The 25,913-nt window shown below is 37.2% G+C and carries 21 protein-coding genes; 16 read left to right on the top strand and 5 right to left on the bottom strand.

Going from position 1 to position 25,913, the window contains the following annotated elements; all coding sequences use genetic code 11:
• Positions 1 to 22: 22 nt before the first annotated feature.
• The 15 genes from JKP34_RS09405 (at position 23) to gldC (ending at position 13,049) form a co-directional block, all read left to right on the top strand.
• Positions 23 to 1,621 (top strand): ATP-dependent DNA ligase, encoded by a 1,599-nt coding sequence (locus JKP34_RS09405; RefSeq protein ID WP_201920148.1) that lies wholly within the window; start codon positions 23 to 25, stop codon positions 1,619 to 1,621.
• The gene (locus tag JKP34_RS09400) at positions 1,614 to 4,046 is read left to right on the top strand and encodes a ligase-associated DNA damage response DEXH box helicase (protein ID WP_201920145.1); all 2,433 of its coding nucleotides are present in this window, start codon (positions 1,614 to 1,616) and stop codon (positions 4,044 to 4,046) included. The genes JKP34_RS09405 and JKP34_RS09400 overlap by 8 nt, the downstream gene beginning before the upstream one ends.
• Before the next feature lie 67 nt (positions 4,047 to 4,113).
• Positions 4,114 to 4,539: a DUF2147 domain-containing protein gene (locus tag JKP34_RS09395; RefSeq protein ID WP_201920141.1), complete on the top strand. Its 426-nt coding sequence runs from the start codon at positions 4,114 to 4,116 to the stop codon at positions 4,537 to 4,539.
• A gap of 3 nt (positions 4,540 to 4,542) precedes the next feature.
• Positions 4,543 to 5,208, top strand: a complete 666-nt coding sequence (pdeM, locus tag JKP34_RS09390; protein ID WP_201920137.1) for a ligase-associated DNA damage response endonuclease PdeM — start codon at positions 4,543 to 4,545, stop codon at positions 5,206 to 5,208.
• 189 nt (positions 5,209 to 5,397) lie between these two features.
• The gene (locus tag JKP34_RS09385) at positions 5,398 to 5,943 is read left to right on the top strand and encodes an RNA polymerase sigma factor (RefSeq protein WP_201920134.1); all 546 of its coding nucleotides are present in this window, start codon (positions 5,398 to 5,400) and stop codon (positions 5,941 to 5,943) included.
• 6 nt (positions 5,944 to 5,949) lie between these two features.
• Complete coding sequence (locus JKP34_RS09380; RefSeq protein WP_201920131.1) at positions 5,950 to 6,843, top strand: anti-sigma factor; 894 nt, start codon at positions 5,950 to 5,952, stop codon at positions 6,841 to 6,843.
• Between the two features lie 142 nt (positions 6,844 to 6,985).
• Positions 6,986 to 7,882, top strand: a complete 897-nt coding sequence (locus JKP34_RS09375) for a cell division protein FtsX (protein WP_201920128.1) — start codon at positions 6,986 to 6,988, stop codon at positions 7,880 to 7,882.
• Positions 7,883 to 7,884: 2 nt separating this feature from the next.
• Positions 7,885 to 8,091: a DUF3098 domain-containing protein gene (locus tag JKP34_RS09370; RefSeq protein ID WP_201920125.1), complete on the top strand. Its 207-nt coding sequence runs from the start codon at positions 7,885 to 7,887 to the stop codon at positions 8,089 to 8,091.
• Positions 8,092 to 8,889, top strand: a complete 798-nt coding sequence (locus tag JKP34_RS09365) for an undecaprenyl-diphosphate phosphatase (RefSeq protein WP_201920122.1) — start codon at positions 8,092 to 8,094, stop codon at positions 8,887 to 8,889. It begins immediately after the preceding gene.
• On the top strand, positions 8,886 to 9,575 hold the full coding sequence (truB, locus tag JKP34_RS09360; protein ID WP_201920119.1) for a tRNA pseudouridine(55) synthase TruB: 690 nt from the start codon (positions 8,886 to 8,888) through the stop codon (positions 9,573 to 9,575). The genes JKP34_RS09365 and truB overlap by 4 nt, the downstream gene beginning before the upstream one ends.
• Positions 9,572 to 10,504, top strand: a complete 933-nt coding sequence (locus JKP34_RS09355) for a bifunctional riboflavin kinase/FAD synthetase (RefSeq protein ID WP_201920116.1) — start codon at positions 9,572 to 9,574, stop codon at positions 10,502 to 10,504. The genes truB and JKP34_RS09355 overlap by 4 nt, the downstream gene beginning before the upstream one ends.
• Positions 10,505 to 10,514: 10 nt before the next feature.
• Entirely contained in the window at positions 10,515 to 11,210 is a 696-nt protein-coding gene (locus JKP34_RS09350; protein ID WP_201920113.1) for a CoA transferase subunit A, read from the top strand.
• Between the two features lie 2 nt (positions 11,211 to 11,212).
• Positions 11,213 to 11,875 carry a 3-oxoacid CoA-transferase subunit B gene (locus JKP34_RS09345; protein ID WP_201920110.1) on the top strand — a complete coding sequence of 221 codons (663 nt, stop codon included), beginning with the start codon at positions 11,213 to 11,215 and terminating at the stop codon, positions 11,873 to 11,875.
• A 2-nt stretch (positions 11,876 to 11,877) separates the two neighbouring features.
• Complete coding sequence (locus tag JKP34_RS09340) at positions 11,878 to 12,690, top strand: M48 family metalloprotease (protein ID WP_201920107.1); 813 nt, start codon at positions 11,878 to 11,880, stop codon at positions 12,688 to 12,690.
• 20 nt (positions 12,691 to 12,710) lie between these two features.
• Entirely contained in the window at positions 12,711 to 13,049 is a 339-nt protein-coding gene (gene gldC, locus JKP34_RS09335; RefSeq protein ID WP_201920104.1) for a gliding motility protein GldC, read from the top strand.
• Positions 13,050 to 13,127: 78 nt separating this feature from the next.
• Here gldC and JKP34_RS09330 read toward each other — a convergent pair whose 3' ends face one another.
• The 4 genes from JKP34_RS09330 to JKP34_RS09315 form a co-directional block, all read right to left on the bottom strand.
• Positions 13,128 to 14,531, bottom strand: a complete 1,404-nt coding sequence (locus JKP34_RS09330) for a sodium-dependent transporter (protein WP_201920102.1) — start codon at positions 14,529 to 14,531, stop codon at positions 13,128 to 13,130.
• 835 nt (positions 14,532 to 15,366) lie between these two features.
• Entirely contained in the window at positions 15,367 to 16,698 is a 1,332-nt protein-coding gene (locus JKP34_RS09325) for a dihydrolipoamide acetyltransferase family protein (RefSeq protein WP_201920099.1), read from the bottom strand.
• A gap of 144 nt (positions 16,699 to 16,842) precedes the next feature.
• Entirely contained in the window at positions 16,843 to 18,093 is a 1,251-nt protein-coding gene (locus tag JKP34_RS09320; protein WP_201920096.1) for a competence/damage-inducible protein A, read from the bottom strand.
• A 2-nt stretch (positions 18,094 to 18,095) separates the two neighbouring features.
• Entirely contained in the window at positions 18,096 to 22,316 is a 4,221-nt protein-coding gene (locus JKP34_RS09315) for a S8 family serine peptidase (protein ID WP_201920093.1), read from the bottom strand.
• A 297-nt stretch (positions 22,317 to 22,613) separates the two neighbouring features.
• Between JKP34_RS09315 and paaN the strand changes: the two genes are divergently transcribed.
• Positions 22,614 to 24,281 (top strand): phenylacetic acid degradation protein PaaN, encoded by a 1,668-nt coding sequence (paaN, locus tag JKP34_RS09310; RefSeq protein ID WP_201920090.1) that lies wholly within the window; start codon positions 22,614 to 22,616, stop codon positions 24,279 to 24,281.
• Positions 24,282 to 24,451: 170 nt separating this feature from the next.
• Here paaN and JKP34_RS09305 read toward each other — a convergent pair whose 3' ends face one another.
• Positions 24,452 to 25,906 (bottom strand): prenyltransferase/squalene oxidase repeat-containing protein, encoded by a 1,455-nt coding sequence (locus tag JKP34_RS09305; protein ID WP_201920087.1) that lies wholly within the window; start codon positions 25,904 to 25,906, stop codon positions 24,452 to 24,454.
• Positions 25,907 to 25,913 lie beyond the last annotated feature (7 nt).

Here is a 25,913-nt window from a genome sequence, read left to right as displayed (position 1 = left end):
AAGTTAGGGTCTAAAAATTCTCTTGAAAGACTTTGCAGCTTTAATCACAGCACTTGATCAAACCAATAAGACCAATCTAAAGGTAAAAGCCTTAAAGGAGTATTTTCAAACCGCTCGAGATAGCGATAAACTTTGGGCTTTAGCGTTATTCACTCACCGCAGACCTAAGCGAAAAGTAAACAGTACCTTATTAAAAGAATGGGTTACCAATTGGGCTGGAATTCCTGATTGGCTTTTTCAAGAATCCTATCAAGTAGTAGGTGACGTGGCTGAAACCATTTCACTTTTGCTGCCAGACAATTTAAATACAGTTGCTAAAGACAAATCATTAACCTATTACATAGATCAGCTTGTAGCCATTGGTGAATTAGAAAATGATGAAAAAGAAGCTCGACTAAAAGACATTTACCGCTCACTTAATAGGCAGGAGTGCTTTGTTTTCACCAAACTGATGACAGGAGGATGGCGATTAGGTGTTTCACAAAACCTAGTAACAAGGGCTTTGAGTGAAACCTATGATATAGACAAGTCCATATTGGCTCATAGGTTAATGGGCGATTGGACTCCTGACTCCACCACATTTAATAGATTAATAATTGAGGAAGATAAATCAGACGACCTTGCCAAACCATACCCGTTTTATTTAGCGCACCCCATTGAAAATGAGGAAGTAAAAGCACTTGGTCAACCAAAGGATTGGCAGGCAGAATGGAAATGGGATGGTATTAGAGGGCAATTAATCAATAGAGAAGGTGAAATTTCCATATGGAGTAGAGGTGAAGAATTAGTAACTGAGAAATTTCCAGAGCTTGTAGAAATGGCTAAACAGTTACCACAGGGAACAGTATTAGATGGGGAGATTCTACCCTTTAAGAATGATGAGCCCCTGCCCTTTGCCTTGTTACAAACGCGTATAGGTAGAAAAAATCTAACTAAAAACATCCTTGATAAAGCGCCAATAATATTCAAAGCATATGATTTGCTGGAACTGAACAGAAAAGATTTCAGAAATATTTCTTTAACAAAACGACATAATCAACTTAAGAAAATAATAGAAGAAACAGACCATAATAACCTTCACTATTCTGCTCCTGTAGCTTTTAATACATGGAATGAGCTTGAAGCTCTTAGAAAGGAATCTCGCAACCGCAAGGCTGAAGGATTTATGCTTAAAAAGAAAGATTCACCATATGAAGTAGGTAGAAAAAGAGGAAATTGGTGGAAGTGGAAAATTGCTCCTCTCACCATTGATGGTGTCATGATTTATGCACAGAAAGGACATGGTAGACGAGCCGATTTATATTCAGATTACACATTTGGCATTTGGAATAATAATGAATTAGTACCTTTTGCGAAGGCCTATTCCGGATTAACCGATGCCGAGATGAGAAAAGTAGATACTTTCGTAAAACGAAATACAAAAGAAAAATTTGGACCTGTAAGAACTGTAAAACCAGAATTGGTCTTTGAAATAGCATTTGAAGGTATACAAGAGTCTAAAAGACACAAATCAGGTATAGCTTTGCGTTTCCCGAGAATAAGCAGATGGAGACAGGATAAACCCATGCAAGAAGCCAACAAACTTTCAGACCTTCAAGAATTATTAGAGAAGTATGGCTAAAGTAATAGATCCAGCACTGCAATGGTTTAATCAAAAAAATTGGAAAGCCTTTGACTTCCAACAGGAAACCTGGCAACATTACCTAAATAATAAATCAGGCCTGCTCAACGCCCCTACAGGAAGCGGTAAAACCTACGCACTTTTTTTAGCCTTCCTAATGGAGCAAGAGAGAAAGAAGAAAATTAATAAAGGCTTAAAACTACTCTGGATATTACCTCTTAGAGCATTGGCTAAAGATATCCAGCAAGCCATGCAAGCCGCCACTCACGATTTCAATTTAGACTTAGAGATCGCTTTGAGGACTGGTGATACATCTACCAAAGACAGACAAAAACAGAAAAATTCCCCGCCTGATGTACTTATCACAACTCCCGAGAGTCTTCACCTATTACTAAGCCAGAAGAATGCTCACAAATACTTTAGTAAGCTTGAAGCTTTTGTGGTAGATGAATGGCACGAATTACTTGGAAGCAAACGGGCCATACAAGTAGAACTTGGATTAACTGTTCTAAAAGAATATGCTCAGAATAGATTAAAAGTCTGGGGAATATCAGCCACAATTGGAAATTTAGAAGAAGCTCAGGATGTACTGCTAGGAGTAGAAAATGAAGGTGTTTTTGTCACTGCCAATATGGATAAGTCTATACAAATAGAATCCATTTTACCAGATGAAGTGGAAAAATATCCATGGGCAGGTCATTTAGGTATTAAACTCATTGACAAGGTTTTACCTATCATCAACAGTAACAAAACAACTTTAATATTTACCAACACACGGTCGCAAACAGAAATCTGGTATCAACAAATACTGGAAAAAGCACCGGAATTAGCAGGTGCAATGGCTATGCATCATGGTTCACTCAATAACCAAATTAGAATATGGGTGGAAGAAGCCTTGCATTCTGGTGCTATCAAAGTAGTGGTATGTACCTCAAGTCTCGATTTGGGTGTTGATTTCAGACCAGTTGATACCATCATTCAGGTAGGTGGCCCTAAAGGCGTTTCAAGATTTGCCCAACGTGCCGGAAGAAGTGGCCATAGGCCTGGAGCTTTAAGTAAAATTTATTTTCTACCCACACACTCTTTAGAGTTGATTGAAGGTGCAGCTCTAAGAGAAGCGGTAATCCAAAAAGATTTTGAAGCCAGAATTCCCATTACGCTTGCCTTTGATGTACTCATTCAATTTTTGGTAACCTTAGCTGTTAGTGATGGTCTTCAACCAGAAGAAATAAAGCCACTCGTAAAGTCTACTTTTTGTTTTAAAAATATGACTGATGATGAGTGGGATTGGTGTATAAACTTCATTCAATTTGGAGGAAAAAGCTTGGGGGCTTATGACGAATATCAAAAAGTTGTAGAAGAAAATGGTGTACTTAAAGTGACAAGTAGAAAGATCGCCATGAGACATAGGCTTTCTATTGGAACCATAGTAGGCGATCAAATCTTAAATGTTCGATACATTAAGGGTGGTTACCTCGGCACCATTGAAGAATATTTTATCAGCAAGCTTAAACCAGGTGATGCATTCTGGTTTTCTGGCAGAAACCTTGAGTTTGTCAGATTAAAAGACATGACCGTACAAGTGAGAAAGAGCAAGAAGAAGAATAGCCTCGTACCTCAATGGATGGGAGGAAGAATGCCACTATCATCACAGCTCGCCTATCATATTCGCAAAAAGCTAGAAGATTTCAGCGAAGGAAAGATTGAAGATATCGAGATTGAAACGATAACACCACTGCTAAAACGGCAACAACAACTTTCTATATTACCAAAAAGAAATCAGTTATTAGTAGAGTCATTTATATCTAAAGAGGGATTTCACATTTACTTCTATCCTTTTGAAGGCAGATTTATTCACGAAGTGCTGGCTGGCTTAATAGCATACCGAATCAGCATTTCTCAACCCATTACCTTTAACATTGCAGTGAATGATTATGGTTTTGAGTTGTTAACAGATGAAGCTTTCGATGTCGAAGAAATGCTCTCCTTAGATTTACTGAATGCTCATAATCTTGAAGAAGACATGATCAAAGCAATAAACGAAACCGAAATGTCAAAAAGGAAATTCAGAGATATTGCTGCAATTGCTGGCCTCACTTTTAAAGGATTCCCCGGCAAGCCAATCAAAGAAAAACACCTGCAATCATCTGCGAGTATTATGTACGGAGTTTTTGAGGAGTACGAGCCTGACAACCTGTTACTAAAACAAGCACACAGAGAAGTTATTCAACAGCAACTGGAACAAGAAAGATTACTAAAAGCTCTTGACAACATCAACCGACAAGAAATTGTCTATAAAAAAATAAGCAAACCAACACCACTATCATTCCCAATTATGGTTGATAGACTTAACAGACAGACTTTTTCTACTGAAACACTGGAAGAAAGAGTTGCAAAAATTCAGGCACAATTAGAGAAATCGTGAAAAATCTTATAGTTTTATTGGCCAAATATTTGATAACATTGCTTTACTAGCATTTAAAACAAAAAATATGAAAAGAGTATTATTAATAGCATTACTTATTGCTTTTACCTTTGGGGTTAAAGCTCAAGACAACATTTTTGGTAAATGGAAAACCATTGATGATGAAACCGGTAAAGCCAAAAGCATAGTTGAAATCTATGAAAAAGATGGTAAAGCCTATGGCAAAATTGTTAAACTATTCCGCTCACCTAACGAAGAGCAAGACCCTATTTGTGACGAATGTGAAGATGATAGAAAAAACAAGAAAATCATCGGCATGGAAATCATAAGAGAAATGGAGAAGGATGGTGATGAATGGGAAGATGGTACGATCCTAGACCCTAAAAGTGGAAAAATTTATGATTGTGAAATTTGGAGAGATGGTGAAGAACTAAAAGTAAGAGGTTATATAGCCTTTCTTTACAGAACTCAAACCTGGTTAAAAGCAGACTAATATTTGATTATACAGTTACAAGGAGAAGATTTTCTACTAACTCCTGAAAAAGCACTCGTTCAATTAAATACTAAAACCGCATTCATGGCAGACTTACATTTAGGTAAGTCTGCTCATTTTCGTAAATCAGGTATTCCGGTTCCTTCAAATATAATTCATGATGAGCTTGATAGATTAGAAGCCATCATATTGAAATACGAGCTGCAAAAAGTTTTCTTTCTTGGTGACTTATTTCACAGCGACTTAAATAATGAGTGGCAACTATTTGAAGATTTTCTTTTAAAATATAATGATATCCAATTCACGCTGGTAAGGGGTAATCATGATATACTTCCTGATGAACTTTATAATAAAAAGCTTATTGAACTAGTTGATGAGCCATTTAACTATGGGGCATTTACGCTTTCCCATCATCCGTTAGCTAAAGAAGAGTTAGTTGCTATAGCTCCCCAATTCAATTTATCAGGCCATATTCACCCGGGAATCAGTGTAAAAGGAAAAGGTAAAACCAGCCTCAAACTTCCTTGCTATTTCAAAACAGAACGGCAAATGATTCTTCCTGCTTTTGGCAGATTTACAGGATTAGTTATACAAAAGGGTGACTCGAGCTTAACCAAACATTATGCTATTACAACCCAAAAAGTAATGCTACTCAAGCCCACAAAATAATAAATTGATCATCGCAAATAGCGCTAGAATCAGCGGTTGGCAGGCATGAGGTAAGACACACTCAATTAGCTTAAAAAGACTAAATATCTTACAGTCAAACAGTTTAATGAACTTAAGTCCGATTTTTTCACTATTTTTAACAACAAAGTAAACTTTGGGTTACTATTTTGATGTAACTCGTATTAATAAATGAAAGTTAGCGACCAATCAATTCTTAATAGGATACAAAGCGGTGATGAATCTGCTTTGGATTACCTGTATAAAAAGAATTACAGGGCTATGATTGGTTTGGTATTGCGAAACAATGGCACTGAGCAAGAGGCTCGTGATATTTTTCAGGATGCTTTGATTGTTTTCTGGCAGAAAGCTGTTTCTCCGGATTTTGAGCTTACTTCTAAAATTAGTACTTATCTATACAGCGTTTGTCAAAACCTGTGGAGAAAGGAATTAGAACGTAAGAAAAAATTTGAAGAAAGTGACCATGAGGATAGCGAAGAGAATAATCTTGAGCAACAAGAGATGATCCAGATAGTACATGATTGTATTGACCTTTTAGGTGATTCATGTAAAGAGGTGTTAACACTCTATTATTTCGATGGATTGTCGATGGATAAAATTGCTGAAAAAATGGGTCTTGCCAATAGCGATACTGCTAAAACAAAAAGATACAAATGTAAAAAAAAGTTGGACAGCTTGATTAGATCAAGATATACTGCCAGTGATTTTTTAGACTAGAATATTATGAGTGAAATAAATTTCTTTCGCTTAATTGATGCGTATTTTGATGGGACTATAAGGCCTTCTGAGAGAGTTATGCTTGAAAATAAAATTCAAACAGACCCTCTATTAAAGGCTGAATTCGATCTACAACAAAATATAGTAAATGGCTTAGGTGACGCCAGAAAAGCAGAATTAAAACAAAGGCTTTCTGCAATAGATGTGAGCGCACCGGTAGGTATAGCTTCCACCGCAGCAGTAAAATGGATTACTGGTTCTTTAATAGCCGTGTCACTTATCGGAGGTCTCCTTTACTGGAATATTAACCATTATAGTTCAATCATACCTCTTGATCTTAAATATCAAGATGCTGTCACCTGGAAGACCATTGATAATCTGGACATTTCAGAAGCCAAATCAATTGAGACTCAAATTAGTAAAGAGCAACCTGCTCCACTTGAACGAAAGAAATCAGATGCTGATTTAACGGTAGTGGTTGAAAATGCTGAAATTAAAGCAGTAGATGCTAAAGAAAGTGCCAAGGTAAAGCCTCAATCTTTACTATCTTTTGAAGATGATGCTTTGTTCCAGCAACAACAATCTGAAGGAATTGAAAGGCTTAATACTCTTGCTATTTTAAAAGAAACAACAACAGATACCGAAATAGAAATTTTCGCACCTGTAATAGAAGAAAAATATCATTACAGATATTTCAACAACAAACTTTACTTATACGGCAATTTTGATCAAGAGCCTTATGAAATTGTTGAATTAAACAATAAGGGGGACAGACAACTTTTCTTGAGTTACAAGAACAACACTTATGTAATTGAACAAAATGTTACTGAAACGGCTCAACTTAAAAAGCTTAATGATAAAATGCTTACTAAAGAGCTTATGCTTATAATTAATGAGTAAATCTCTGTCATTTAAAAAAGGCTCACTTTCATAAAAGTGAGCCTTTTTTGTTTTTAAGCAATTGGCAATAATTAATTATTGAGTCGTTAGCATGGAATCATAGTTTTTTTCAGTGATTTAAATTACTATTTTTGAGCTCAGCATGAGCAAAGAGAAGAAATATAGGAAGAAAAAGAAGCTTGGAAGTTATCCATTCGTTAGTGTCATTTTTAGTATGTCGCTGGCGCTCTTCGTGTTAGGCTTATTTGCCTTGCTCCTATCTGCTACTAATTCACTCACCGGTATTATTCGAAATAATGTAGAAATGCAGGTTTACCTAAATGGTAATCTATCTGATACAGAAATTGCCAGATTAAATAAATCATTGGCTGAAAAAGAATTCACATTAAGAACAGAAAATAATACCAGCGTGGTCTTTATACCAAAGGAGGAAGCCGCTAAAGAATTCATTGACAAAACAGGTGAGGATTTTATGCAGTTTTTGGGTGAAAATCCTTTAAAGGATGCCTTCACTATTAAAATAGCTCCGGAGTATCATTCAAATGAGCAAATGCTCGCCATTAAGAATAATTTAGAGAAAACGGGAGGGATTTTTGAAGTAGTTTATGTGGAAAATATGATCCAGAGTATAAACGAAAATATCACTAAAATAAGTCTTGTATTGTTGGCAGTAGCAGCAATACTTTTAATAGTTATCATAATACTTATCAATAATACCATCAAACTCGCTTTATTCTCTCAAAGGTTTTTAATCAGAAGCATGCAATTGGTGGGCGCAACAAATAGCTTTATCAGAAGTCCATTTCTTTATAGATCAGCGGCTCACGGTATTATTGCAGGTCTAATTGCATCTGGTGGTCTTTATGGATTATACTTTTATGCTTCACAAGAAATAGATGGAATAGCTCAGCTGGAGCAGGACAATATCTTATATATTATCTTTGGGGCATTAGTAATTGTAGGAATTACTATTGCAATTTTTGGAACATTTAGGGCTATACAAAAGTACTTAGCCATGTCATTAGAAGAACTCTATTAAATATGTCAGACAACAAACTAGCATTCGGTAAAAACAACTATAGATTGATGATTGCAGGAATGATTACTCTTGCAATTGGCTTTATTATTATGACCCTTGATAAAGAACAATACGGTTTCGGATTTTTAGGACTTACACTTGGTCCTATTATCGTGGTTCTTGGTTTTATTGTTGAAATATTCGCTATTCTGGTTAAACCAAAAAAATAAATGGGTCTACTTGAAGCTATAATCCTTGGGATTATTCAAGGTTTAACGGAGTTTCTGCCTGTAAGTAGTAGTGGTCATCTTGAAATTGGTAATGTACTGCTCAATGTTCAGGCAAGCAACAACTTATTGTTTTCAGTAGTAGTACACGCAGCTACTGCTTTATCAACAATTATAATTTTCAGGAAAGATATCTGGGCAATTATAACAGACCTTTTCAAATTTCAATGGAATGAATCAGTGGAGTTTGTCTTGAAGATTATCATCTCCATGATTCCTATTTTTGTAATTGGGATGTTATTCGAAAAGCAGATAGAACAATTTTTTACAGGTAATCTGTTATTGGTAGGCAGCATGCTTTTAGTAACAGCTGTACTGCTGGCCTTTACCTATTTAGTAAGAAATAAAGAAGGTGGAAAAGTTGGCTACCTTCAAGCTCTGATAATCGGTATAGCTCAATCCATAGCCATACTACCTGGTATTTCCAGATCAGGTTCAACTATTGCCACTGCCCTACTGTTAGGCGTTGAAAAAGAAAAAGCGGCCAGATTCTCATTTTTAATGGTATTGGTCCCAATCCTAGGTGCTTCTTTTCTTAAGCTTCTGGATTACCTTGATGCACCTGTTGCTGAACAAGCTGTTAGCGGAAGCGTTCTTATTGTAGGTTTTCTCATGGCGTTTGTTGCAGGCTTAGTTGCATGTAGACTCATGATTAGCCTGGTAAAAAAAGGTAAGCTCATCTATTTTGCCATGTATTGTGGCATAGTTGGGTTAATAGCGATAATTAGTCAGCTTATATGATCATCAACTCGGAAAATACAGTTCAGGAAGGTCAGGTTATCCTTATAGATAAACCTCTGAATTGGACTTCTTTTGATGTGGTTAAAAAATTGAAATATACCTTAAAGGCAAAAAAGATTGGTCATGCCGGCACTTTAGATCCATTAGCTACTGGCTTATTAATTCTTTGCACCGGCAAAAAGACTAAGTCTATTGAAAGCTATCAAGCCCAGCTAAAAGAATATACCGGCACCATAACTTTAGGAGCCACCACGCCATCATACGATTTAGAAACAGATCCAGAAGATTTTAAAGATTATGATCATATCAATGAAGAAGCGTGCGAAGAAGTAGCAAAATCATTTTTAGGAGTAATTCAGCAAACACCACCGATCTTTTCTGCCGTTAAAAAAGAAGGAAAAAGAGCGTACGAATTAGCCAGAGCTGGAAAAGAGGTCAAGCTTAAATCGAAAGAAATTGAAATATTAGCCTTTGACATTACGCGCTTTGAGCTTCCTGAAGTAGACTTCAGAATCTCATGCTCAAAAGGTACTTATATTAGAAGTATAGCCAATGATTTTGGTGAAAAATTGCAGGTTGGTGGCTATCTATCGAGCCTGAGAAGAACTAAAATTGGAGATTTCGATGTGAATGATGCATCTGACTTAGCCCAATTTGTAGAAGCTAATAAAGTAGAACGCACATGATCATACATAATGGTACCGCCTCTATAGAACCCATCAAAAATGCCGTGGTAACAATTGGTACCTTCGATGGTGTGCATTTAGGTCATCAAGAAATTCTGAAGAGAATTATTGAATTATCAAGAAAGAATAATGGGGAGACCTGCCTGGTAACATTTTGGCCACACCCAAGATTTGTATTGAAGCCAGATGATGATAAGCTTAAGTTACTTTCTACTTTCGAAGAAAAGGCAGAGACCTTAAGGCAAATAGGCCTTGACCATCTTTTAAAGATTGAATTTACTAAGGAGTTTTCCACCTGGAGCTCTGAAAAATTTGTTCAAGAGGTACTAATCAAGGCTTTGGGTACTCAGAAATTAGTGATAGGCTATGATCACCACTTTGGTAAAAATAGAGAAGGTGGTTTTGAATATCTACAAAAGAACGCTTCACGCTATGGCTTTACTGTAGAAGAAATTTCAAGACAAGATGTTGATGATGTAGGTATAAGCTCTACCAAAATAAGAAATGCACTTTTATCAGGAGACGTAAAAGAAGCAGCCACCTTTCTAGGTCGAAATTACAGACTAAGTGGTGTTGTGCAAGAGGGAGACAAAATTGGTAGAACAATAGGTTATCCTACCGCCAATATAGCTATTGATGCTAATTATAAGCTCATACCTGCTGACGGCACTTATGCGGTACAAGTGAATTTACATGACACGCAGTATCAAGGTATGCTAAACATCGGTAGCCGGCCGACAGTTAATGGTAAAGAGAAACGAATGGAGGTAAATATTTTCAATTTCAACAAAGATATTTACCATGAGAGATTGCAAATTCAGTTTGTAGAAAGACTTAGAGCGGAACAAAAATTTGATTCAAAAGAGGCACTTGCCGATCAATTAGCTAGAGATAAGCAACAGGCCCAAAAGATATTAAACACTAATTAAGTCAATAAAAATGATTAATAAAGTTGTAAAAAATGCGGATGAAGCTGTAAAAGACATTCCTAGTGGCGCTGTGCTTATGCTAGGAGGATTTGGCTTATGTGGAATTCCGGAAAATTCCATTTCAGCTTTGCTAAAAACCGGAGTAAAAAACCTCACCTGTATTTCAAATAATGCCGGGGTAGACGACTTTGGTATTGGTTTGATGTTAAAAACACATCAGGTGAAAAAAATGATCTCTTCCTATGTGGGTGAAAATGCCGAGTTTGAAAGACAATTATTATCAGGAGAACTTGAAGTAGATCTTATCCCTCAAGGTACACTTGCTGAGAGAGTAAGAGCCGGTGGTGCAGGTATTCCTGCCTTTTACACACCTGCTGGTTACGGTACTGAGGTTGCCGAAGGTAAAGAAACCAGAGAATTTGATGGCAAAATGTATTTGTTAGAAAGTTGGCTTCGTGCTGACTTTTCACTGGTGAAAGCCTGGAAAGGAGATACTGCTGGTAATCTTATTTTTAAAGGTACAGCGCGTAATTTCAATCCAATGATGGCCGCAGCGGGGAAAATCACGATTGCAGAGGTAGAAGAATTGGTACCTGCTGGTGAGTTAGACCCAAATGAAATACATACTCCGGGTATTTATGTACAAAGAATATTCAAAGGAGTTGATTACGAGAAAAGAATTGAGCAAAGAACTGTAACTTCATAATTATGGCTTTAGACAAAATTGGAATTGCTAAGAGAATAGCGCAGGAAGTGCAAGATGGAATGTACATTAATTTAGGAATAGGTATCCCCACACTGGTTGCCAACTATATTCCTGAAGAGCTAAATGTAGTATTGCAGTCAGAGAATGGTTTGTTAGGTATTGGCCGTTTCCCTACTGAAGAAGAAGTAGATGCAGATCTTATCAACGCAGGTAAGCAAACTATCACTATGCGCGATGGCTCGGTGCTGTTTGACTCCTCAGAGAGCTTCGGAATGATCAGAGGTGGTCATGTGGATTTAACCATTTTAGGTGCCATGGAGGTTTCAGAAAATGGTGATATTGCCAATTGGAAGATACCGGGCAAAATGGTAAAAGGTATGGGCGGTGCTATGGATTTAGTTGCATCAGCAAAAAACATCATTGTAGCCATGCAACATACCAGTAGAAGTGGTGATTCTAAGTTGCTGAAAGAGTGTTCGCTACCTATTACAGGTATAAACTGTGTAAGAAAGATTGTTACTAATTTGGCAGTTCTGGAAGTTCAGGAAGAAGGAGGTTTTTTATTATTAGAAAGAGCTCCAGGCGTTACGGTTGATGAAATTAAAGAAGCTACTGCTGGCAAGCTTATTGTGAATGGTGACGTTCCTGAAATGAAAATTAATTGATTATGAGAAAATTTAGTATCTACATACTAGGCCTATTTTTAACAATAGCCATCTCGTCTTGTAGAGATAAGAACGATAATTTTGTTGCGTTTTCATTAGAACAAGATTTAGAACTGGGGCAACAAGTATCAAATGAAATAGAAAGTGACCCTGCGACCTACCCTATCTTAGATGATTCGGAATATGCTGATGCCTATGCTTATTTTGGTAATTTAGTTGATGCCATTCTAGAGTCAGGTGAAGTTGAATACAGAGATGAGTTTGCATGGGAGTTTAAAATAATTGCCGATGATTCTGTTCTAAATGCTTTCGCTACTCCTGGTGGTTATATCTATGTATACACAGGACTCATTAAATACCTTGATCAGGAAGATGACTTGATGGGTGTACTTGGTCACGAAATTGCTCATGCAGATCTTAGACATACCAGTAGAAACCTTCAAAGGATTTATGGTTTACAAATTCTACTGTCTCTACTAGTTGGAGAAAATCCCTCACAGCTAGAAACTATTGCTGCACAGATAGCTGGAACAGCCTCTGGCCTTGCATTCTCAAGAGAGTTTGAGTCAGAAGCTGATGACAGATCGGTTGAATATCTAGCTGAAACCAGATACGCCTGTAATGGAACTGCAGGTTTCTTTCAGAAACTTGTTGATCAAGGACAGGCTGGGGGAACTCCAGAGTTTTTAAGCACCCACCCTAGTCCTGATAACCGTGTAGAAGATATCAATAAAAAAGCAGACGAAATTGGCTGTTCTACCACACCTTTAAATCCTACTACTTATGAGGATTTTAAAAACATGTTACCACAATAATTGAATAGATAGAAGAGAGAATGAAGAAATCAAAAATCAATTTTGAGATTGAATTAGATAAGGATAGCGTACCTGAAAAAATTGAGTGGAACGCTACTGATGCAAGCGAAGAATTAAAAGAAACTAAAAGTATAAGCATCTCTTTATGGGATCATATAGAGAAGAATTCAATGCGCATAGATCTTTGGACTAAAGACATGCCTGTTGACGAAATGAAGCGTTTTTATATAGATTGCTTAGGCGGTATGGCTCAGAGTGTACTTAACGCTACAGGAGATGAGTTTATGTCTCAGGAAATGAATGACCTATGTGATAAGCTGGTTGCTCATGTGGAAAGAGAGATGAGAGAGCAGAAATAGTTCTATCAGGCAAGTTTATACCAAACAAAAAAGGAACTGAAAAATCAGTTCCTTTTTTTATGTCTATGCGTGACTTACTTAAAACAGCAACTCACCTAAATTAATGTTAAAAAACTTAGACAGTACAGTAGTAATAAACATGATTCCTAAAACTATAGGACAAAATACGGTAATAGCAAAATTGATGTATTTCTCAAGAAATGAACCTTTGTAGCCATCAAATCCATTGCTAATTTCATCACTAAGATTCTCCTTTTTCCATACATAAGCAGCAAATATTACTATTAAACATCCTCCTAAAGGCAGGAAGGTATCATTTGCTACATGGCCAATGAACGTCATGAAATCAGTAGGATTTTCAGCACCAAAATAAGTAATGAAATTAGAGAAGAATTCTGAGTAGCCATTACCTACTAATGATGGTAAACCAATGAGGAAAATAACTCCAGCTACTAACCATACAGCCTTTCCTCTTTTCATGTTCAATTCATCTACCGTATAAGCCACCGGAACTTCCAATAAAGAAACTGTAGAAGTTAAGGCTGCAAAAGATAATAATAAGAAGAAAGCTGACCCTATCACTACGCCAAGTACTGGGCCTAATGTTTCAAATGCTCCCGGTAATACTGCGAATATTAAACCTGCTCCTTGTCCTGCTCCTTCCATAGTACCATCTGTTAGGTAAGCTACTAGAGGGAACATCATCATACCTGCAATAACTGCGATACCGACATCAGTAAGAGTGATAAAAGCCGCTGAAGAAACGATATTATCCTTTTTACCCACATATGATCCATAGGTAATTAGAGCGCCCATTCCTAATGACAAAGAGAAAAATGCCTGCCCCATTGCGCTACCAATCACCTTAGTAGTAAGCTTTGAGAAATCAGGAACCAGATAAAACGATAAACCTTCCAATGCATGAGGAAGCGTTAATGAATAAATCACCAAGCCTATAATCATGATTAAAAGTGTAGGCATCAATATTTTCGAAGCTTTTTCTATACCTCCAGAAACACCTTTTGATACGATAAAGGCTGTAGTTAGCATAAATACTATGGCGTACCCTCCTACTTTGTAAACATCTTTGATGTAATCACCAAACTGATTACCAATATCAAAATTACCGCTAAGCATTTCAAGAAAATATCCAAAGGCCCAACCAGCTACTACATTGTAAAAAGATAATATGAGGAAACCACTAATAATGCCTATTTTACCAATGAAATTCCACTTTTTATAACCTAAAGAGTTGAAGGCTCCCACCGGATTTTTTGAGGTTTTTCTACCCATCGCAATTTCCGTAATCATTACGGGAAAGCACAGGATAAAACAAAATATAAGGTAAACGAACACAAAGGCAGCACCACCACCTTCACCCACTTCAAATGGGAATTTCCATATATTTCCTAAACCCACAGCGGAACCTGCTGCAGCTAAAATAAAACCGATTTTACTAGAGAATCCTCCTCTTGATGCCATATCTAACTTAAAATTTAAAAGGCTGTAAAGATATTAGTTTATTCCTTTTTGGCAATGGATAGCTTACAGTTGTTAGCAAAAAATACTGTAGAGCCATATTTAATACTAGAATTGCCATACAGTAGCATAGGAAATACGGTTTTGTAAATGATCTTGTAATGTGAGGTATTTAAGAAACTTCTTTTGAATTATAATTTCAGAAGTATGTTGATAGATCTCTCCGGGATGACAGAACCCACACCCACACTATTGGTTGGTATAGTCATGCTGGAAGCATCTATTTGGATGTAACATAATCGCTGAGATATGTACAAAGATTCCTACGGAATGACTGAACTAACACACTGGGTTGGCACAGTCATGCTGGAAGCATCTAGCCCTTTAGCTCCATTAGCCCAAAACAAAAAAGGACTCGTTAAAAACAAATGCTTTCAATGTTAACTATTGTAAGTTTAAAATGTCACGAGCTACAAGCTCGCGCCAGCGGGAGGGTTATTACTAATTAAAGAAGGAAATTTCACTAGCTTTAAATAGGAAGTAAATACCAAAAATAAGAACAAAAATTAGTCTTACTCGGATTTTTCTTGATTTAGATTCGTTTAGAAATTCATGATATTCCTGTTCTGTTTCACTCGAATATCTAAATCCACCCCAATAGCGAAATAATCCAATAATTGAACAAATATTAAACAAGAGGATAAAAATAAATATTATTACACCGTACATAAGCTCACATGTTTTCTCCCTTTCGTTGGTGTTATCACCAACAAAAACCTGAAGATATAAAAAAAGCGAGTCTTTCGACTCGCTTCTTAAAACCGTAAACTATATAAAATTATAAATCTCTTTTAGGATCCCATTTTTCAAGGTAATCGGCCACTCTGCGAACCACCATACCTCCTAATGAGCCGTCAACCACTCTGTGATCATAAGAATGAGATAGGAACATTTTGTGTCTAATAGCAATTACATCACCTTGTGGTGTTTCTAAAACTGCAGGCTTTTTCACTATAGCGCCTAAAGCAAGGATACCTACTTGCGGCTGCATAATGATTGGTGTACCCATCACATTACCGAAAGAACCAACATTTGAGATAGTGAATGTTCCACCTTCTAGCTCTTCTGCTTTTAATTTATTATCACGGGCTCTTTTTGCTAAGTCGTTTACTTTGTTAGCCAATCCTGTGATATTTAGTTGATCCGCATCTTTAATAACAGGAACAATCAAATTACCTGATGGTAAAGCTACTGCCATACCAATATTGATACGCTTCTTCTTGATAATTCTATCACCATCTACCTGAACGTTGATCATTGGGTAATCTTTGATGGCTTTTACAACAGCTTCTATAAAGATTGGAGTGAAAGTCAGGTTACCACCTTCTTTCTCTTTAAAAGCATTTTTATGCTTGTTTCTCCATTGCACAACACTGGTTAAATCAGCTTCCACAAAAGAAGTTACATGTGGAGAAATACGTTTAGAATCAACCATTCTTCCGGCAATCATCTTACGCATTCTGTCCATCTCGATGATCTCATCTTCAGCGCTGATGCTAACAGGTACACCCTGAGGAGCAGGAGATGCCGCAGGTGCAGGAGTGCTGGCAGGAGCAGCAGAAGTTTGCTGAGTAGTTTGAGCCGGTTGACTATCTTTATTTTCAACAAAAGCTAAGATGTCTTTTTTAGTTACTCTACCATCTTTACCGCTTCCATCAATGCTTTCAAGCTGGTCCATGCTTACATTCTCTTCTTTAGCGATATTTCTCACTAGCGGAGAATAAAATCTACCTGAATCAGATCGGGCAGGAATTTCATGACCGTTTGTAGATTGACCATTACTGCTTTGCGTTGCTGCAGGAGCAGCTTCCTTTTGAGCTTCAGCTTTAGGAGCATCATTACTAGGTGCGCTATCACCAGAAGCTTCGCCTTCCGTTTCGATGATGGCTATCGGCTTACCAACCGCTACAATATCACCCTCTTGTGCTAATATTTGTTTTAATACACCGCCTTCTAATGCAGGAACTTCTGTATCTACTTTATCAGTTGCTACTTCTAAAACAGATTCATCTTGTTCTATGGTATCGCCTTCTTTTTTGAGCCAGGTCAGTACCGTTGCCTCCATTATACTTTCGCCCATTTTGGGCATAACCATTTCTACAGTTGCCATGTATTTTTAATTTATATGCTTTTAAATAAGATTGATACAAGTAGCGCTTTCCACTCTTGAATTTTACTCATTCACCAACAGATATTTCTATGGTAAATGCGAATATTATTTGTACAAAATTACGATTTATCGCCTTTTTCTCAATTATTTTGCACTTAAAGTTTGTCGAACCAAATTTAATACTGAATTAGCTGTAATATCAATATTACCCTCTCTATCAAAAGGGAAATTGAACAATTTAGTTTGGGTATTTTCACCATCTGCCAAAGCTACCCAAACTGTACCTACCGGCTTCTCTTCTGTACCACCTGAAGGTCCTGCTATACCACTTGTAGCCACTCCAATATCAGCATGCATCAATTGGCGTACATTTTCTGCCATTTCAATAACAGTTTGTTCGCTAACAGCACCAAACTTTTCGATGGTTTCTTGCTGCACACCAAGCACTTTTATTTTTAACTCGTTATGATATGGAATAACCGTACCCTGATAATAAGCTGAGCTACCAGCATTTTCAGTAATCAATTTTGACAAATATCCTCCTGTACAACTTTCAGCACATGCTATTGTTAATCCTTTAGATTTAAGCAGTTCACCAACAGCTTCTGCGTGATTGATATCCTCAGTCGCGAAAACATATTTACCTATCAGCTCGTCCAGCTTTTCAACTTCTGCAGAGATCAGTTTCTTTAAACGATTTTCATCAGCACCGATAGCTGTCAGTCTCAGTTTTACTTGCTTAAGCCCAGGCAGATAAGCCAGTTTAATTTCTTTGGGAAGGTTATTCTCCCAGTCTTCAAGCTTTTCCGCTAATTCACTTTCTGGAACTCCACTGGTTTTCACCATTTGGTGGATGATAACAGGCATCTGGAACTGCTCCTTCAATTTAGGAAGTACAGTATCCTGCATCATATATTTCATCTCCTTCGGAACACCAGGCATGGAAACAAATACTTTTCTGCCTTTATTGAACCACATACCCGGGGCTGTTCCATATTGATTAAAAACAACCTCACATTTTTTAGGCAACTCAGCCTGCCCCTTATTGAGTTTGTTAAGCGTTCTTCCACGCTTGGCAAATCGTTCTTTCAGTGTTTGAAGGATTTCCTCATTCAGGTACATTTCTGAATCGAAATATTTTGCCAAACAGGGTTTAGTCAGATCATCCTTGGTAGGGCCCAGACCGCCTGTTATAAGAATAATATCAGCATTTTTCTCTGCCTCCTCAAAAGCTTCCAGAATAGCCTCTTCTGTGTCGGCTATGGTTACTTTGCGTTTTACTTTTACTCCTATTTTATCTAATTCAGCACTTATCCAATGTGAATTAGTATCTAAAGTTTGACCGTACAAAATCTCATCCCCTATGGAAATAAGTTCAGCAAATATATTCTTCATGTTTATCTTCTGATTAAGAAAAGGAAAGATGCCTTGTGCTTTTTCTTATGTATCACCAAGTAATAGACTCCTTCCGGCAATGAACTTACCGAAATAACTTCAGCACGCTGCTTTGGTTTATCATTTACCTTTTTTAGTACTTCTTTGCCATCTATGTTGAGAATGGTATAACTATCATAATTAAAATTATCGATAGCTTCTAAGTGGATAAACTGATTGGCAGGGTTAGGAAATAAAGTGAAATATTCCCTTAGTTGCTCTCTGTTACCCAAAACAGGGTCATCATAAACAACGATTCTGCGCTCCATACTTTCTACACACTTTAGTGAATCTTCCACACTTAAAACCAGGTAATAGATTCCTGCTTCCTGATAGTCTAAAGTAATTATTCTACCCGTTTTCTCCACTCCATTACCCAAATCCCATTTCCATGAAATGGCAGAAGAAGAATCCGCTGTCACACTGATTGCTTCATCATAAGCAAGGTTTAAAGTATCCGATGGCAGTTCAAAATTTGCCACTACGTGAGATATTTGCAAAGGTATTTTTACTGCCTGTGAAGGAACTATGTTGGCTACATTAACCGCCCAAATTTCGGTAGAAGCTTCCACTTCAGTCATAAATAATTGACTACCCTTTCCTAAAAATTGACTGAGTGCCTCATCAGCAAAAAAGTACAAAGCACTTGTATTAGAAGCTTTAAAAGTAACAGATTGCCCCTGGCAGAGAAAATAATCATCAAAAACAGGGCTCTCACTTTGGGTCTGATTAAAAGTTAAAGTATCGGTACAGCCAAAATCGTTTACAGCCACCAATTGCAAATCACCTGAAGTAAAACCCTGTAAGTTGAAATAAAGAGAATCACTAGTACCAACATTTTCGCCACGTACGAGCCAGGTGATGTCTGTTGCTATGCTATTATTAACTGCCAAAGCACGCATTTCAGCATTAGTCGTTGATAAATCATCATATACTTGAAAGTCTGCTTTTATTTCTGCTATAGTTAATTCCACCTTTACCATCTCTGAAGGATAGGTTTGCTGCTCATTTCGCACGTAAAAAGTGCTGTCAGTTTGAATATTCTCTATGGTAAAAGTAGCTCCTCTGTAGATTAAAGAAGTAGCCTCGGCATCTTCATAGACAGAGATTTCACTGATAGCCGGATCAGTAATAACCACATCACTGCCACTACAAACCAGCTGATTGGTTGCTAAATCAGGTGTAATTCCTCTAAACGCAATTTCAATGCCCTTCATAATGGTATCAGTACAACCAATGGCATTGGTAGCAACCAATTGTATATCAATTGTTCCCTCCTGACTAAAGGGGATTCTCGGATTTTGTTGAGTGGATTGATAACCGTTGCTAAAAGTCCAATTCCATTCAACAGCTTCTTTACTTGAGTCATTAAAGGAGATTAGGGTATTGCTATTTGGTGTGATTAAATAAGGAGTTGATGTTACCTCAAAATTTGCAGTAGGTTTAACAACCGATACAATTAACCTCTTTCTTATTGAGGCAAAACCCTGGCCATCAATTACTTCATAATAGAAAACGGAATCAGATTGTAAAGGGCTAACATCAAAAGTTCTTCCTTTATAGGCAACGGAATCAGCTGTTGGCGTCAAATAAATATGAAGCGAATCTGTACTTGCTGTCTGAAATGATGGTGTTTCATTTTCGCATATAAACAATTGAGCCCCAAAAGGTCTGTTTTGCTTAGTTGTGGTCAACTTTTCTTTAGCTGTGTTTAACACATTTTGCAATTGGCTTAAATCATTGGCAGCTAAAAGTGCAAAGTTTATCATTTGGCTTTGTCCAGGTTGGAAATCTTTCAACAATACACCAAGTAAAGAACCTACACTGTTTCCTTCATTATTAATACCAGCCTCTTTTTCAGAAAATGCATTAATACTAGACTCCCAAATCAATGAATTGGTTAAGGTATCATTTGCTAAATCTGAAGTATTGCCATTGAGATTATCCAGGTCAAAAGGATAAAATACAGAATCCTGATCCGCAATAAGGGCTAGGCCTCCATATAAGCTTTGATTATTGTCATATGCATACACCATTTCATTTACAGAATCGTATTTAAGTGTATTGGCATCGTCATCAATTACTGCCCACTCTGTAAAAAGCTCAAAGAAAAGACTGTCATAATTTACATCTCCCCTATTTTCAAGCTCGTATTCAAACAAAATAAATTCATTCTCACCAGAAGCCTCCCAGCCTAAAATCCTTTGTCTTATTTCTAAACCTAAAGTGGTATCCAAAGTAGCTTGTTCCTTAAAAGTACTTCTTACATCGAAATCTGCAGTTATGTCATCGAAGCGCTTTAGTTTTTGCATGCTTTCAAAATCCTCCTCAAAAGCAAACTCAAGTGGGTTTATTAAGGTGTTTTTACTGATACTATCTGCAGAAGCAGCCAGAATGATTCCTGAATGTCCTACCAGAGTTGAGCCGTTGTAATTTGTCGAGAAAGTGCTGAAGGGATATTGCTTATTACGGCCCAAAACTCCGGTAGAGTTTAAGCCGAACCTCCAATTTGCAAAACTGAATATCTCCGTTCTGGGACTGGAGAAAATGACAAAATTTTGGTAGTCCTCATAAAAAGCTCCTTCATAATTCAACCTAAAATATAGTTTCTCATTTTCTGGTAAATTGTCGGAAAGAATTACTCTAAAAGGGACTGAATTATTATCAAAAGTGTTATTTCTTGCAACAGACCCTATTTGCAATACATTGTCGACCAATGTCACATATGGATTGTCAGAACTCAATGTAATTGATAAATCTTCTACATCATTCAAGTAAGTTTGAAATTCAGCGTATATTGTAAGTGTATCTCCATAATAAGCCGCTTCTTCAAAGCCATTGGAATATTCAAAAGACTGCATTCTTACAGAAGGATTTTCATCGTTACTTACAGCTCTTGAAATATTTAGTCTTCCTTTTCCAAATAAATATTCGAATTGCGTATTAGAGGAAATATCATATATATCATCAGCATTTACCCTTAGCTGCTCCATAATTTCAACTGCTGAATAATCAGGGTATCGCTCCCGCAGTAAAGCAGCCGCTCCTGCAACAATTGGTGCTGCTAATGAAGACCCGCCTTCAGTACCATAGCTGTCATTATTAAAAGTGGTATAAATATTAACACCAGGAGCAACTAGGTCAATAAAGTTACTGTAAGTTGAATTAGGATCGCGCTGATCAGCATTATTTACAAAACCTACCGATAGCACATTATCGTATGAAGCAGGATAGAAATCCAAATTAGCATTTGTATTACCGGCTGCAGCAACCACCGCAGCATCTTTCTCTAAAACTGCATAATTGATCACATCTTGTGCATATTGAGAAAAACCTGACACACCTCCCCATGATAAATTGATCACATCAGCTCCTTGATTGGCTGCATAAATCACTCCTTCATAACTGTTGCTAGAGAAATTATTTTCCGTCTGAAATATTTTTATAGGTAAGAATTTACATCTGTACCCCATACCAGCTATACCAAGGGCATTGTTAGTCGCTGCCGCTGCAACTCCTGTTACCAATGTGCCGTGCTGGTCGCCATCGGCTTCAGGAGCGTTATCATTGTCTGCAAAATCCCAACCCCTATAGTTATCAATAAATCCGTCTCCATCATTATCAATTCCATCATCAGGTATTTCATCAGCGTTTATGTACAAATTGCCTTGCAGATCCTCATGATCCAGGTCAACACCCGTATCCACGATGGCAATTACCAAATCTTCATCGCCTTGTGTAATATTCCAGGCATCATAAGCCCCCACCTGATCTAAATGATACTGCGGTCCATTTCTCCTTGCCTGTGGATCGTTAGGTACCAAAAAAGGCTTTACATTAGGATATCTTTCAGCATAAATGACATTTGAAAAGCTACTTAGATTATTTATGAATGTTAGTTCATCAACTTCAGTATTAAGCCTGATTTTATAGATGCCATCCAAAACGCTTTTTGTATTAACCCCTCGCTCCTGCTGTGTTTTATACTGTGCAATGTTCTCTATTTTTCTGACTGATGTTAATGAGGCTAGATCAGCACCGCTTAACAGCTTTTCGTTGGCACCTTTAGCAGTTGTGGATTCATCCAACTTTATTATAACTGTATGTGGTACATAGTCATCTGACTGTGCGAAAACCTGAAGTGAGAATAAGATTGATATACTGAATAGTAGAATTTTCCTCATAAATAATAATCAACTTACATCAGAACAAAGCTGGAGAACCTATGTTCAGCCATATCTATAAAAGCTTAGTCCTTCTTTTTATGCTTTAAAACTTAAATGTATCTTTACCTTAAATCTGCTAAAAGCAGCAGATTAGATATTTATGAAGCTTTAAAGCGCCTTTTTAGTCAAACGATTGCAAAGGCCATATTTTACAAGCTGCAAAAATATCAAAAATTAAACACTTTAGTTGATAACTTACATCATTTAGAGCTTGTTACTAACAAACATTCTAAAAGGATCAAAAATTTAACATTGATGAGTTTATTCGAAAAACACAAAGAAACTATTGACAAGGCTGTTGAAGCCATCCATGACCGTTCTTTTTTTGCGGCTTACCCTGAACATCCTTCTCCGAAAATTTATGGCGAAGATGCAGATAAGGATGGCAGAGAAAAATTTCAGGCCAGCTTAGATAAAAAATTTGAAGACCTTTTACAGGAAAACCCTGAAGCATGGGTTGGTGAAGAGCAATCACCATACTTGAACAAAGCTTTAGGAATCTTGTATCCATCTTTCAGTGCTGACACGCTTATAGAAAGAAGCCAAAAAGCATGGAGCCAGTGGAGAAACCTATCAGTCGATGAAAGAGCTGCTGTTTTGGTAGAAAGTCTTGATGGTTTTAAAGAGCGTTTTTTCGAAAATGCTTACGCTACAATGCATACAACTGGTCAGGGTTATATGATGGCATTTCAAGCTTCCGGCCCTCATGCGGCAGATAGGGCATTAGAATCTCTGGCGATGGGCTATGAAGAGCAAAAGCGTTTCCCTGAGCATCAATCATGGACCAAGCCGATGGGCAAATACGAAATTAAGCTTAATAAAAGCTGGCGAGCTGTACCAAAAGGAATCAGTCTGGTAGTTGGTTGTAGCACCTTCCCTACATGGAATTCAGTACCAGGACTTTATTCTTCTTTGGTAACTGGTAATACTTGTATCGTAAAGCCACATCCAGGAGCTATTCTTCCAATGGCGATTGTAGTAGCCGAAATTCAAAAAGTACTTAAAGCTAATGGCATCGATCCTAATGTATGTCAACTGGCACCAGATACTTACAGCAAAATGATCACTAAAGATTTAGCTGAGCATAAGGCGGTAAAACTTATTGACTACACAGGTGGCTCTAAATTTGGAAGTTACCTTGAAGGACTAGCTGACAAAACAGTATTCACTGAGAAGACAGGAGTAAATTCTATCATTCTTGATTCTGCTGAAAATATTGATAAGGTAGCACAAAACCTTGCTTTCTCTGTTTGTCTTTACTCCGGACAGATGTGTACCTGTCCTCAGAACTTCTTTATTCCTGAAGAGGGCATTAACACACCTAACGGTAAAGTGAGCTTCGAAGATTTTGCACAAAAACTAGCTGATAACATTAACGGCTTAGTTGATAATCCTAAAGCAGGTCCTTTTGTGTTGGGTGCCATTCAGAACCCAAATACAACTGGGCACATTGAAGAAGCCAAGAAATTAGGTGGCAAAATCTGGCTGGAAAGCAGAAGCATTGACAACCCAATGTTTAAAGAAGCCAGAACAGCAACACCAATAATTGTAGAAATGAGTACTAAGGATAAGGATAAGTTCACACAGGAATTATTCGGTCCAATAGTTTTACTGATTAAGACTAAGAATACTGAAGAATCAGTAAATATGGCTGCTGAACTAGCAGAGAATCATGGTGCAATTTCTTGCGGTGCTTATACTACTGATGCCACTACCAAAAATATGATTATGGATAAAATGGCTTTATCAGCTACTCCTGTAAGCTTCAACTTAACAGGTGGTATTTATGTAAACCAAAATGCCGGTTTCTCTGATTTCCATGTTACAGGTGGCAATCCTTCAGGCAATGCTTCCTTAACAAACCCTGAATATGTAATTAAAAGATTTACCTGGGTAGGCTTTAGAGAACCTGTTGAAGGTTAAAAGAGTAATTGACAATTTTTAAAGCCGATGTAGTAATTCATCGGCTTTTTTATTGTGGTCATTCAACAATAGAATAATTGCTTATTCCTCTCAATAACTAGCTTTTGTCAACATTATATTCATCCTATGACTTCAAGTCATAAGATGAATTATCTTTTATGGTCTAAATTTTATTCTATTAATTGAGCTTCACTAAAGTGCTTTAATGAGTCTTTCTCCTCCAAATAACCTTTCATCCCTAACAATGCCTCCAAGGTAAGCGCAGTAGTAAAAGCATCTGATTTCCAATGTAAAATATGGCGCACAACTGTTCCGCCTGCAAAGAAAACGCCCCCCTTCCAATAGTAACCGTTTAGGGTTTTTATTTTATGACTTAAAATATATTCGAGTGCTTTAAAAGCGGATGTTCTAACCCTTTCATTATCTAACATGTCAAAATGTAAATAAGTATTGAGCGCATAAATGGTTGACTGCAAGGTATCATGATCGTTTATCAAATCTCTTGAAGACCAGCTTCCATTCTCATGTTGATTCTCCAATAAGAAATCTACTATAGGCTGCTTTACACGCTCAAGCTCCTTTACGCCCAACTGCCATGATTTACTGATATAGTAGGGCATGTGATATCTGTTAGGATAATAGGTAGCAGCAAAGTCATAATCCTCTCTTGCTACACACTTCTCAATAAAATCCAGGGCATCATTAAATCCTTTAGGATTTTCGATATTCAACAACTCGAAAGCACTCAACACATTGGTATTTACAATAGGGTCTAAATCATTGGTCCCGTAAGGGATATAAGGTTTGTAAGCATGTGGATACATCTTGCTAATCGGAAGATAAAAAAGCTGTGCATGTATATAATCCTTTAATAAATTCCAGTTACCTAAATATTCATGTTCATCTGCCAGCCAAGTAAGATAAGCACCAATATCATACCCGTGAGATCGAAAAACGTTATACCAATGTCTGTTTCTTCTGTCAAGGTCTCTGTATTGGGTAACCATTTGTCCAAACTGAGTCAAGCTATCAGGAATAGAACTCTTGAATATTTTGTTGTGGTAATAAAGTGCCATATAGCCCGCAGCCGTATCATCATTGTCGTTCGGTACATTAGCAGCTTTGCTGATGAAGTTCAATGAAAGTTTAAAATTGTTAGGTCTTCGAACTAATGGATTGTCTGGCTCAAAAATAACTCTCATTTTATGGGTGGGAGGCAACGCATTCCAGAAATTAAAACTACCATCACTCTCATAGGCCATTATTCTGGGAAACGCCAAATTCAGCATTTCAGGAATTTCTTCATACTCAGGATGCTCTAAATATAGCTGTGCAAGAATATTATAAGTACCCGCCACCGCAAAGCAATTAGAGTCATAAGCCCGTTGATAGCCACCAAGAATAGGAAACCAAAAATTCATTTCCATGATGCTACCCCACTCCCCTTTAAAATATCTTGGCGAGTCGCTCTCCTGTTTTTGAGAGGTTTTGAGATAATTAATCGCCATCTGGCTGGCATGTTCAACCTTCTTTTGCAATTCTTGATAATTCACAGAATCAAGCGTTTGTGCCCTTGCAGGAATATACAGGATAATAAAGATGATAAGCAATAAACAAATGCGCATAAGAGGC

The organism is Marivirga atlantica (genome assembly GCF_016734805.1).
GTDB lineage: Bacteria > Bacteroidota > Bacteroidia > Cytophagales > Cyclobacteriaceae > Marivirga > Marivirga atlantica.
This window is presented reverse-complemented; position numbering and strand designations above follow the sequence as displayed.